Annotated in this window: 11 protein-coding genes; 6 read left to right on the forward strand and 5 right to left on the reverse strand. The window is 71.6% G+C overall.

Going from position 1 to position 11,424, the window contains the following annotated elements:
* Nucleotides 1-229 precede the first annotated feature (229 nt).
* Complete coding sequence (locus ACFWBT_RS37240) at nucleotides 230-649, forward strand: hypothetical protein (RefSeq protein ID WP_385707557.1); 420 nt, start codon at nucleotides 230-232, stop codon at nucleotides 647-649.
* A 126-nt stretch (nucleotides 650-775) separates the two neighbouring features.
* On the opposite strand, the gene ACFWBT_RS37245 is transcribed toward ACFWBT_RS37240, so the two are convergent.
* Nucleotides 776-3,427: a LuxR C-terminal-related transcriptional regulator gene (locus tag ACFWBT_RS37245; protein ID WP_385707559.1), complete on the reverse strand. Its 2,652-nt coding sequence runs from the start codon at nucleotides 3,425-3,427 to the stop codon at nucleotides 776-778.
* A 257-nt stretch (nucleotides 3,428-3,684) separates the two neighbouring features.
* Here ACFWBT_RS37245 and ACFWBT_RS37250 point away from each other — a divergent pair, with 257 nt between their 5' ends.
* The 4 genes from ACFWBT_RS37250 to ACFWBT_RS37265 all read left to right on the forward strand — a co-directional run bounded on the left by ACFWBT_RS37250 (nucleotide 3,685) and on the right by ACFWBT_RS37265 (nucleotide 8,356).
* Nucleotides 3,685-5,310, forward strand: coding sequence for an MFS transporter (locus ACFWBT_RS37250; RefSeq protein ID WP_385707561.1), 1,626 nt, complete (start codon nucleotides 3,685-3,687; stop codon nucleotides 5,308-5,310).
* Nucleotides 5,311-5,458: 148 nt separating this feature from the next.
* Nucleotides 5,459-5,656, forward strand: coding sequence for a hypothetical protein (locus ACFWBT_RS37255; RefSeq protein ID WP_266764350.1), 198 nt, complete (start codon nucleotides 5,459-5,461; stop codon nucleotides 5,654-5,656).
* 126 nt (nucleotides 5,657-5,782) lie between these two features.
* Nucleotides 5,783-6,445, forward strand: a complete 663-nt coding sequence (locus tag ACFWBT_RS37260; RefSeq protein ID WP_385707563.1) for an HdeD family acid-resistance protein — start codon at nucleotides 5,783-5,785, stop codon at nucleotides 6,443-6,445.
* A 204-nt stretch (nucleotides 6,446-6,649) separates the two neighbouring features.
* Complete coding sequence (locus ACFWBT_RS37265; RefSeq protein ID WP_385707565.1) at nucleotides 6,650-8,356, forward strand: ArnT family glycosyltransferase; 1,707 nt, start codon at nucleotides 6,650-6,652, stop codon at nucleotides 8,354-8,356.
* Nucleotides 8,357-8,368: 12 nt separating this feature from the next.
* On the opposite strand, the gene ACFWBT_RS37270 is transcribed toward ACFWBT_RS37265, so the two are convergent.
* Nucleotides 8,369-8,902, reverse strand: coding sequence for a flavoprotein (locus ACFWBT_RS37270; protein WP_385707567.1), 534 nt, complete (start codon nucleotides 8,900-8,902; stop codon nucleotides 8,369-8,371).
* Nucleotides 8,903-8,956: 54 nt separating this feature from the next.
* Nucleotides 8,957-9,415 (reverse strand): nuclear transport factor 2 family protein, encoded by a 459-nt coding sequence (locus tag ACFWBT_RS37275; RefSeq protein WP_385707569.1) that lies wholly within the window; start codon nucleotides 9,413-9,415, stop codon nucleotides 8,957-8,959.
* Nucleotides 9,416-9,525: 110 nt separating this feature from the next.
* On the opposite strand from ACFWBT_RS37275, the gene ACFWBT_RS37280 reads away from it, so the two are divergent.
* Nucleotides 9,526-10,104: a TetR/AcrR family transcriptional regulator gene (locus ACFWBT_RS37280; protein WP_385707571.1), complete on the forward strand. Its 579-nt coding sequence runs from the start codon at nucleotides 9,526-9,528 to the stop codon at nucleotides 10,102-10,104.
* A gap of 101 nt (nucleotides 10,105-10,205) precedes the next feature.
* Here the strand turns inward: ACFWBT_RS37280 and ACFWBT_RS37285 are convergent, their stop codons facing one another.
* Together ACFWBT_RS37285 and ACFWBT_RS37290 are read right to left on the reverse strand one after the other, a co-directional pair.
* A complete protein-coding gene (locus tag ACFWBT_RS37285) occupies nucleotides 10,206-10,445 on the reverse strand; it encodes a ferredoxin (RefSeq protein ID WP_385707573.1) in 240 nt (79 codons plus the stop codon).
* A 12-nt stretch (nucleotides 10,446-10,457) separates the two neighbouring features.
* Nucleotides 10,458-11,424, reverse strand: a 967-nt coding sequence (locus ACFWBT_RS37290) for a cytochrome P450 (RefSeq protein WP_385707575.1), incomplete at its 5' end; no start/stop codon positions are given.

Here is an 11,424-nt window from a genome sequence, read left to right on the forward strand (position 1 = left end):
GTCGCCGGGTCGGCCCCGCCCTCGGCCCTCGGCCGGGCTCCGGCTCCGGTCCCTCGGGCTCCAGCCCTGGCCCCCTCGGGCTCCGGCCCTGGTCTCTGGTCCCTGGTTCACAGACTCGGGGACGCGTGTCCGTTCATCGTCACCCCTAGGGGGTGAGGCCGGAGGGGCCCGGCTGTCGCAGGCTCGGGGTGAGTGGCTGCGATCGCAGCCCTGCATCGGAGGTTCTGCCATGGCAACCACCCAGCATCACACCCACTCCAAGACCGCCATGACGGCGGCCGGCGGCTTGATGATCTTCGCCTCGGTGATGCTGTTCGTCTCCGGCGTCCTGGACATCCTGCGGGGCGTCATGGCGATCGCCGAGGACGACGTCTTCGTCACCAGCCCGAACTACGTCTTCAAGTTCGACCTGACGAGCTGGGGCTGGATCCACCTGGCACTCGGCGCGGTCGCGGTGGTCGTGAGCCTCGGCCTGTTCATGGCGGCCACCTGGGCACGCGTGATCGGCGTGGGCATCGCGGCGCTGCTGATCATCGCCAACTTCCTCTCCATCCCGTACTACCCCGTGTGGTCGCTGACGCTGATCGCCCTGTACGGATTCGTGATCTGGGCACTCTGCGTGGCACGACCGGACGCGGACACCGACTAGGACAGGTCCAGGTCCCGGAGACGGGTCTCGGAGACGGGTCTCAGAGACGGGTCTCGGAGACGGGTCTCGGAGACGGGTCGGGAGACGACCGACCAGGTCTCCCGACCGAGCGCCCGCGACCGCGGATCACAGGAGGTGCAGGTCGCGGGCTCGTCGTACGGCCTCGCCCCGGCGGGTCGCAGCGAGCTTGCGGTAGACGCTCTTGAGGTGGGTCTTGACCGTGTTGACCGACAGATGCAGGTCGGCGGCGATCTCCTCCCTCGACATCATCTGCGCCAGGCGTTCCAGCACCTCCTGCTCACGGTCGCTGAGCGCTTCGATCACCGGTGCCGGACCCGTCTGCGGGGCCGGCACCGTGACCCGGACCCCGGCCATCGACGGAAGCCACTCCTGGCCCAGCGCCAGCGCGGGCCGGCGGCGCACGAGTGACCGCAGCCAGGGGCCGACCTCCACGAACGGCCGTCTCAGATGCTCCGGCCTGGCCAGGCGCAGGGCCCGGGCCACCAGCCGCTGTGCGGTGGATTCGTCGCCCAGCGCGTCCGCGGTCTGCGCCCGCGCCAGCAGCACCCGGACGGTGACGCCCGGCCCCTCGTCCGGCTCGGTGGAGAGTTCGTCGAGCAGCACGAGCGCCGCCTCCTCGTCGCCGGTGGCGAGCCGGGCGCGGGCGGCGGCCACCGCGGCCTCCGGCCCGGCGGTCCCCTCCTCCGCGAGCACTTCCATCGCGACGAGCGGATCACCCAGCGCCAGGTGCGCGGTGGACATGTCCAGGGCGACCCGGTCGGCGACCCACGGCGAGGGCTCGACCCCCTGCGGGGGGCGCCGCAGCTCCTGCAGGACGCGCAACGCCTCCTTCGGATGCCCCTTGGCCAGCAGTATCCGGGAGCGTACGAGGCCGAGGCCCGCCGTCGCGACGGGATCGTGCGAGGCCGAGGAGGAGGCGGTCGCCTGGTCCAGGTGCGTCTGTGCCGCGGCCAGATCGTCACGGTCGACGGCGACCGCCGCCAGGACGAGCTGGGCGACCCCGGTCCGGGCGGCGGGCGGCAGCCCGGAGCGCTCCGCCTCGGCCACCGCCGCCCGCGCGTGCGACTCCGCGCGGCCCGGCCGGCCGCACAGGAGGTCGATCAGGGCGAGCCGGCTGAGCGATTCGTGCCGGGGGTACGCGGTGGACGGTCCCTCGTCCACCCGCACGGCCGAGGACAGCGCGGTCCGGGCGGCGTCGAACCGCCCCGCCCACAGTTGCGCCGATCCCAGGTCGGTGAGCATCAGGGCCGTCAGCTCCGGGTGCTGTTCGAGCCGCTCGGCCGGCAGGGACCGCTCCGCCGCCGCCGCGTCCTCGGCCGCCGCGTCCGCCATGTCGGCCGAGCCGATCAGCCGGGCGGCGAACACCCGCAGCAGCGCGTGGCTCAGCCGCAGGGCCGCCGCGTGGGCGCCTTCGCCGGTCAGGTTCTCCCCGGCCCGGCGCAGATGTTCCAGGCCCCGGTCGACGTCGTGGCGGCTCAGCTCACGGGCGGCGCGGACCAGGCACGCGGCCGGCCCTGCGGCGTCCGGGGCCATGGCGGCGAAGAGTCCGTCGAGCCGCTCGGCGTCGAGTCCCGTCAGCAGTTGCCCGATGGCCAGTTCGTCGATGAACCGGCCCGCCGCGAGCTCCCACTCGCCGGACCCCGCCGCGTGCGGCAGGGCCTCCGCCAAGAGTCCCGCGTCGCTCAGCCACCGGGCGGCCCGCCGGTGCAGTTCGGGTTCGACACCCGGAAGCCTGACGCGCAGATGGACGCGCAGGATCTCCGCGAACAGGGGGTGCAGCCGGTACCACGAGTGGCCGATGGCCTCGACGAACGCGTTGGCGTGCTGGAGTCCGGCCAGGATGGGGTCCGCGTCGTCCCGGCCCGTCAGGGCGTTGGCCAGCTCCGGGTTGATCTGTTCGAGGATGCTCGAGCGCAGCAGCAGGTCCTGTGTCTCGTCCGACTGCGCCTCGAGCACCTCGGCCAGCAGGAAGTCCGCGAGCGTGCTCTGGCCCGCCTCGAAGTTCTTGATGAACGTGTCCGGATCGTCCACGTGCTGTGCCGCGAGGATGCACAGCCGCAACCCCGCGGCCCAGCCCCCGGTCCACTCCGTCAGCGACCGCGCGCCGTCGTCCGACAGCCGGATGTCGTGGCGGCTCAGCAGGGCGGCCGTCTCGCCCGGCACGAATGCCAGGTCGGCGCCCCGGACCTCGGCGACCTCTCCGGCGGCGCGATAGCGGTGCAGCGGCAACTGCGGTTCGGTACGGCTGATGATCACGAGGCGCAGACCGCCGCCCGCGTGGCGCAGGACGAACTGGAGTTCGTCGGCGACCTCCGCCGAGGCTCCCACCCGGTCGAACTCGTCGAGCACCAGGATCACCGGCTCCGCGCGCTCGCTCAGCCAGGCCGCGAGCCGGGTCAGCAGCGAGTGGTCCACATCGCCGGGGCTGGAAGGGCTTCCGATGTCGTCCGGGACATCCGCCCCGTGACGCCGCAGGGATTCCAGGACGTACGTCCAGAAGATGCCGGGCCCGATGTCCTCGTGCTCCACGGTCAGCCAGGCCACGTCACCCGGGTGGTCCATGGTGGAGATCCAGTGGGCGACCAGCAGTGTCTTGCCCGCGCCCGCGGGTCCGTTCACCAGGGTCAGGGGGCCCTGAACACCCTCGGCGAGACGTACGACCAGACGTGGTCTGCGTACGAAGGTCTCCGTCAGGTCCGGGACCGTGAACCGGACGGCGAGCAGGGGGTCACCCCCTGGGGTCAGGAGCCCTGCCATGGGGTTATGCCTCCGCGATCTCTCGGCTGCGGCGACGTGTTCGATCCGATGCGGTCCGGGTCCACAGCTCCCTCCCCGGCGTAACCCCCGCACACTGATCGTCACCCGCTGTGCCGAAAGTCGCAAGGCAGACTCCGGTCGCCCGCGGCGGGTGAGGCGCGGAGCGCGTTCTTCGGGTGTCATGGGAGCGGAGCAGGGGCCGGACGCCACTCTCCGGCGCACCAGCGTCGCGGGCCGACTCGATGAGGTGGTTACCGGTGAAGCACTGGCGCGCTCTGATGGTGCTCGGCACGGCCCAGTTCCTGATGGTGCTCGACACCTCCGTGATGAACGTGTCCATCAGCCAGCTGGTCGAGGACTTCGACACCGAGGTCACCGCCATCCAGGCCGTCATCACGCTCTACGCGCTGGTCATGGCGGCCTTCATGGCCACCGGTGGGCGGCTCGGCGACATCCTCGGACGCCGTCGCCTGTTCATCCTCGGACTGGTCGTCTACGGCGTCGGGTCGGCCCTGACCGCCGTGGCTCCCACCCTGTGGGTCCTCACGCTCGGCTGGTCGGTGATCGAGGGACTCGGTGCCGCCATGGTGCTGCCGGCCATGGCCGCCCTCGTCGCGGAGGCCTACACCGGACGGGACCGGGCCGTCGCGTACGGCGTCATCGGCGGGCTCGCCGGCGCGGGAATCGCGGTCGGACCGCTGCTGGGCGGCTGGGTGACGACGTACCTCACCTGGCGGCTGGTCTTCGCGGGTGAGGTCGTGGTCGTCGTCGTGATGCTCCTCTTCCGCGGGGTGATCACCGAAGCGGCCCGGCCCGAGCCCCGGCCCCGGCTGGACGGCGTGGGCTCCGCGCTGTCGGCGGCCGGGCTGGCGCTGGGCGTGTTCGGCGTGCTCCAGAGCAGTTCCTGGGGATGGGTGCAGCCCCGAAACCCGCCCTTCACCGTCTTCGGATTCGCTCCGACGCTGTTCGTCGTCTCCGCCGGGGTGCTCGTCCTGGCCGTCTTCGCCAAGTGGGAACGCCGCAGGGAGGCGCACGGCGCCGACCCGTTGATCCATCTCTCCCTGCTGCACATACTGCCGCTGCGCTCCGGTCTGCTGACGCTGGTCAGCCAGAACCTCATCCTGCTGGGGCTGTTCTTCGCCATCCCGCTCTACCTCCAGGTCGTGCAGGGCTTCGATGCGTTCCAGACGGGACTGCGGCTGCTCCCGGTGTCCGTCACCATGCTGGTGGCCTCCGTACTGGCGTCGCGGCTGGGGCGGGTGATGGGGCCGCGCCGGGTGGTCAGGCTGGCGCTGCTGACCCTGCTCGGAGCCATCGCGTGGCTGCTGGGCACCATCGACCCGGTCATCGACGACTCCCAGTTCGCCGGGGCCATGGCCCTGCTGGGCGTCGGCATGGGCCTGATGGCCTCGCAGCTGGGCAACGTGGTGCAGTCCAGCGTGGGCGAGGAGGAGCGCAGCGAGGTCGGGGGGCTCCAGTTCACCGCCCAGAATCTGGGCTCCGCGCTGGGTACCGCGCTCATCGGGTCGATCCTGATCGGCGCCCTCGCCCAGGCCTTCACCACCCAGGTGGCAAAGAATCCGGACGTGTCGCAGGAGGCGCGCGAGCAGACCGGTGTCGCGCTCGAAGCGGGCATCAGTTTCGTCCCCACCGACCAGGTGCGTTCGGCGGCCGAGCAGGCCGGGCTGCCGCCGGCCGAGGTGGACGCCGTCACGGACTCCTACGCGACCGCGCAGCTGAACGGACTGAAGGCGGCGATCCTCGCGGCCGGCGGCATCACCCTGGCCAGCTTCCTGGTCACGACGCATCTGCCGACCGGGCGGTCGGGCCGGAAGGAATCCGCCGGCCCCGGCGCCCCGGCCGACTCTCTCGGGCCGGCGTGAACGCGAGAGGCGGGGCCTCGGGCCGAGGTGACTCTCCCGGGCCGAGGTTCACCTTTTGAGGGTGAGGGCGGGCGGGGCCGCACGGCGGATGATCGTGGGGAAGGGTGCCGTCCGCCTGCCCCGGGCCACTCGCCGTGGGGAGCCCCACATGCAGTACGAGATCCGCGTCGAGGGACATCTCTCGGAGACGCTCTCCGAAGCGTTCCCGGAGATGGACCACGTGCTGATCTCCGGGCAGACCATCCTGTTCGGACCGGTCGTCGACGAGGCGCATCTGTACGGGCTGCTGGCCCGCTGCCGGTCGCTGGGGCTGCGGGTGGTGGAGATGCGCCAACTGCCGGAGTAGCCACGAGGATCACCCGTCGGGGGTGACCCGCCGGGCGCCGGCGCACGGGACGCTGGAGGCCGGGAATCCACCCACCGTCCCGTCGGCGGTCCGGCAATGGTCCGCTCGACGACGTGAGGAGGAACCATGACCGAATCGCGCGGTTCGGCGCCGCACACCGGATCGGAGCCCAGGCCCGAGGGGTCGGTCTCCGCACCCCCGGGTGACCCCGCGGCGGTGCTGGCCGGGGTCGGCGCCTCCTGGACCTGGCTCCTCGGCTCGGCGTTCGCGACGCTGATCCCGGGCATCCTGGTCCTGGTCTGGCCGGAGGAGACCCTGCACATCCTGGCGGTTCTCCTCGGTCTCTATCTGCTGGTGATCGGCCTGTTCCGCTTCGTGTCGGTCTTCGGGCACCGGGAGCAGGGCAACCGGTTCGCCGCTCTCCTGATCTCCGTGCTCTACGTACTGGCGGGCGTCCTGTGCCTGCGCAACCCGCTGCAGACCATCGCCGCGCTGTCCCTGATCGTCGGCATCGTCTGGCTCGTGTCCGGTGTGCTGACCGCGTACACGGCCATTGCCAGCAAGGACCTGCCGCACCGCGGCTTCGTCCTGTGCGCGGCGGCGATCGGCATCATCGCCGGGATCGTCGTGCTGGCGCTGCCGACCGAGTCGGCCCGCGCCCTGACCCGGCTGCTCGGCCTGTGGATGGTGCTGATCGGCCTGGTCGAGCTGGCCGTGGCCTTCGCTTGGCGGGCCGCCCTGCGCAGGGCGGTCTCGGCGGGACCGCGTGACCCGGCCTCCCCCTACTGAGCCGAGTTCGAGCACACCCCGCAGCACGCGCGGAGCCCCGCGCGACCCCTTGAGTCGCGCGGAAGGCCGGGCATACTCATGACTCCCCTGCCCGGGCGCCGGCCGGACGATCACGGCCGGCGCCTCGACGCGCGCCCGAATCCGGGGGCCGGCCGATGAGCAGGCCCCTAGGGAGCGGACGTAACAAAGGGCATGCCGACATTCATGGCCAGCAGGCACGACGACCGCGTGCCGGTGAGCGGCGAGGGGGCGCCGCCGCGCCGCTTCGAGCGGCTGCGGCGGCACCGGCGGTCGCTGTTCGTCGTGGCCGTGGTGCTGCTGCTGGCCCAGATGGCCTTCGCCATGGTCAGTACGGCCGTGGAGCAGTCGCCGACGATCGACGAACCCGTGTACGTGGGCACGGCGACGGTCTACGTCCAGCAGCACGACCTGCGCTACAACCCCGAGCATCCACCGCTGGGCAAGCTGATCATCGGGAGCGGGCTGCTGTTCGCGCGCCCGCACCTCGATCCCGCGTTCCAGGGCGATCAGACGGAACTCGGGCGGCGTCTGCTGTACGAGTCCGGCAACGATCCCTGGCGGGTGATGCTGTGGGCACGGTTGCCGGTGATCGTCCTGACGCTGCTGTTCGGCCTGGTCGTTCTCGCGTTCGCCCGTGATCTCGTGGGCCGCGTGGGCGCGTTGGTCGCCCTCGCGCTCTACGCGTTCTCCCCCGACGTGATCGCGCACGGCTCGCTGGCCACGCTCGACGTGCCGGCGACGGGTTTCCTGCTGACGTCGGTGTGGCTGGTGTGGCGGGCCGGGCGACGGCCGCTTCTGTACGTGCCCCTCTCCGGAATGGCGCTCGGCGCGGCGGTGGCCACGAAGATGAGCATGCTGCCGGCCGTTCCGTTGCTGCTGCTCCTCACGGTCCTGTCCGTGTGGCGCGCGGGCCGCTCCGGCCCCGCCGCCGCACCGCCGAGCGACGCACGGGCGAAGGCCCGGCTGCTCGGACTCGGTGCGGCAGCCGCGGCCGGGACGGCTCTGGTGGCTGTCGCGGTGGTGTGGGCGACCTATCTCGCCGTCGATCCGCGGCTGCGCTGGGCGGCGCCCGTGGACCTCCCCGCCGTGCACGGACTGCGCGCGCTGATCATCGACGGGCTGCCCGTGCCGCGGCCGTACCGGGACGGGATGCGGGTCCAGTTCGGCTTCGAGAACACGGTCTGGGCGGGCTTCCTCTTCGGCCGTCTCTACCACGGCTCCCTCTGGTACTACCTGCCGGCCGCGTTGCTGGTGAAGACCCCGCTCGGCATGGCGGCCCTGTGGACGGCCGGTTCCGTCGCGCTGCTCGCCGTGCGGCGGCTGCGGCCCGCCGCCCCCTACCTGCTGATCCCTCCGGCGCTGCTGCTGGCCACGGCGATGACCGGCTCCCGTGATCTCGGCGTGCGCTACGCCTTGTTCATGCCGGTGTTCCTCGCGGTCGCGGCGGGCTGTGTCGTCGTCGTGCGCCGGCGGTGGGCGGGGATCGTCACGGCGGCACTGGTCCTGTTCGTCGGCGTGAGTTCGCTGCTGACGTACCCGTACTACCTGCCGTACTCGAACGAGGCGTTCGGCGGCCCGGAGAAGACGTACCTGCGTCTGCACGACTCGAACGTCGACTGGGGCCAGGACCTCGGACGCCTCGCCGACCGGCTGGAGCGCGACCACCCGCGCGAGAAGGTGTGGCTCGTGTACAAGGGCGCCGGTGTGCCGTCCGCCTACGGCATCGACGCGGCCGATCCGCGCGAGGTGCCCGCGGACCGGGTGCACGGGCTGCTCGTCGTCTCCGACACGTCGATCGACAAGGCCGACGCCCGGCTGAAGGCCCTGCTGGCCACCAGCCGCCGGGTCGACGAGGTCGGCCACTCGATCACGATCTTCCACCGGCCATGAGCCGATCCGACGTCACCCGGCGGGCGTCAGCAGGTCGAGTACCCGCTCCCACCGGAAGTCCGTTCCCCCGCCGTCCTGTTGGACTTTCCCGGCGTACGGGTCGCCGAAGCGCACGCCCATCCCGCGCAGCCGCTCGACACTCGCGCGATAGGCGGGGTGAGCCGCCAACGCCTCGTTCACGCAGGGCAGTACGGCGATCGGGACGCCGAGTCCGTACGCCTCGCACAGCGTTCCGAGGGCGAGGGTGTCGGATATGCCGGCCGCCCACTTGTTGACGGTGTTGAAGGTGGCCGGTGCGAGGGCCACCGCGTCCGGCGCGGGGAAGGGACGCGGGTCGCCGGGGGCCCGCCAGGCCGAGCGGATCGGGCGGCCGGTCCGCGCCTCGACCGCCGCCGCGTCGAAGAAGCCCAGGCCCTGGGGGGTGGCGATGACGCCGACCTCCCAGTTCCGCTCCTGGGCCGCGGTGATCAACGTGCCGATGTCCTCGGCGATGCCCGCCGCGCAGACGACGACGTAGAGGAAGGGCTTCTCGGTGGGTGCGCTCACACGGGAACCCTAGTGATGATCCCGGACCCCTACCGCAGCGGGAAGGCCGCTCCCCTACCGCAGAGGGAAGGCCGCTCCGCGTTCCGACTCCGGGCGCGGCCCGAAGATCCGGCGCTCCTTCTCCTCGATGGGCACGTCGTTGATGGAGGCCTCGCGCCGGGTCATCAGACCGCGCTCGTCGAACTCCCACAGCTCATTGCCGTACGAGCGCCACCACTGGCCGTCGGCGTCCCGCGACTCGTACTGGAAACGTACGGCGATGCGGTTGCCGTCGAAGGCCCACAGGTCCTTGCGCAGGGCGTACTCGTGCTCGCGCGCCCACTTGTCCGTGAGCAGCTCGACGATCCGGGCGCGGCCCGTGACGAAGGTGTCCCGGTTGCGCCAGTGGGAGTCCTCCGAGTAGGCGAGCGAGACCTTGTGCGGGTCGCGGGTGTTCCAGGCGTCCTCGGCGGCCTGGACCTTCTGGAGGGCGGTCTCGCGGGTGAAGGGGGGCAGGGGCGGGCGGGCTGTCATGGGGACTCCTCGGCACAGGGGCGTGGATCCGATGAAAGGAGAACGAGCGTTCTCCTTCACTCCTCGGCTAAGGTAGAGAACGACCGTTCTCCCGTCAAGGAGCCCTCCGCATGGACAGCACGACCGCCCGGGAGCAAGCGCTCGCGCTCGCCCGGGAGCAGGCCCTCGACGCCGCGGAGCGGCTGTTCTACGGCCGCGGTATCCACACCGTCGGGATGGACGACATCCGCGGATCCTCGGGGGTCTCGCTCAAACGGCTCTACCAGCTGTTCCCGGCGAAGGAGCAGCTGGTGGAGGCGTATCTGGAGCGGCGCGACATCCGCTGGCGGGAGCGGCTCGCCGAGCACGTCGACGGGCAGCGCGATCCCGAGCGGAGGATCCTCGCCGTCTTCGACTGGCTGGGCCTGTGGTTCGCGGAACCCGACTTCCGCGGCTGCGCGTGGATCAACTCGTACGGCGAACTCGGTGCGACCTCGGAGCGCGTGGCCGCGCAGGTCCGCGCGCACAAGGCGGCGTTCAGGGCGTATCTGGCCGGTCTGGTGAGCGCCGCGGAGCTGCCCGCCGCGCTGGGTGATCACCTCTTCCTGCTCGCCGAGGGCGCCATGGTCACGGCGGGCATCACCCGGAGCGCCGGGCCCGCCGCGCAGGCGCGCGCGGCGGCCCGGCTCCTGCTGAAGTCAGCACGGTAGGGCCCCGGTTCGGCCCGGAGCGCTCCGTCACCGCGATGGCGGCGCGCTCCGTGACCGTGATAGCGGAGCGCTCCGTCACCGTGATAGCGGCACGCTCCGGTTCAGCCGACGCGTTCCGTCACCGTGATGGCGGCGACCGGACAGGCCCGTGCCGCCTCCCGCAGCATCGGGTCGGCGCCGTCCGTGCGGTCCGGCAGCAGCTCGCTGAATCCGTCGTCGTCCTGGGTGAAGACGCCGGGAGCCGCGAGGGCGCACTGACCCGCGCCGATGCAGACGTCCTTGTCGATCGCGATGTCGAGGTCGATGCCCATGTCCATGCCCATGCCCATGCCCATGCCCATGCCCATGATCCCCTACCAGGTCACGGGGAGTTCGAGCATCCCCTGGATCGTGTCGCCGGGCTTGAAGGGGATGGCGTCTGCGGGAGCGGCGAGCCGCAGGCCGGGAAACCGGTCGAAGAGCGACGGCAGCGCGATCTCCATCTCGGCCCGGGCGAGGTTCTGGCCGAGGCACTGATGGATGCCGAAGCCGAACGCGACGTGGTGCCGGGCCGAGCGGTGCCAGTCCAGGGTGTCGGGCTCGGGGAAGGTGTGCGCGTCTCGGTTGATGAGGGAGGTGGAGAAGACCACGCCCTCGTCGGCGCGGATCGTCTGCCCGGCCACCTCGATGTCCTCGGTCGCGACCCGCAGCAGCCCGTCCGTGATGGACAGGAACCGCAGCAACTCCTCGACGGCGGAGGGCATCAGGCCCGGCTCGGCCCGTAGCTCGGCGAGCTGTTCCGGATGACCGAGCAGAGTGAAGGTGCCCAGCGAGATCATGTTCGCCGTCGTCTCGTGTCCGGCGACGAGCAGGATGGTGGCCAGGGAGATCAGCTCCTGCCGGTCGATCCTTCCCTCGCGGAGCTGATCGTGGATGAGCTCGTCGAGGAGCCCCTCCCCGGGGTCCCTCTGCTTGCGGTCGATCAACGAGCCGAAGTAGGAGTCCAGTTGGTCGCGAGCGTCCTCGCTGTCGGCGCCGGCCGGGCCGCGCAGCAGCCGGCGGGACTGCGCCTCGAAGAAGTCGTGATCGCCGTAAGGGACGCCGAGGAGAGCGCAGATCACCATGGAGGGCACGGGGAGCGCGAAGTCGTTCACCAGCTCGGCCGGCGGGCCCTGTTCCGCCATCCGGTCGAGCAGCCGGTCGACGGTCTCCTGGATCCGGGGGCGCAGCGCGCCGGTCCGCTTGAGGGTGAAACTCGGTACCAGCATGCGCCGTTGGACGTGGTGCTCGGGGTCGTCGACGCCGAGGAGCGCGACCCGGCGCTTGCGCAAGGCCGTCAAC

Source organism: Streptomyces sp. NPDC060027, from assembly GCF_042737005.1.
Lineage (GTDB): Bacteria > Actinomycetota > Actinomycetes > Streptomycetales > Streptomycetaceae > Streptomyces.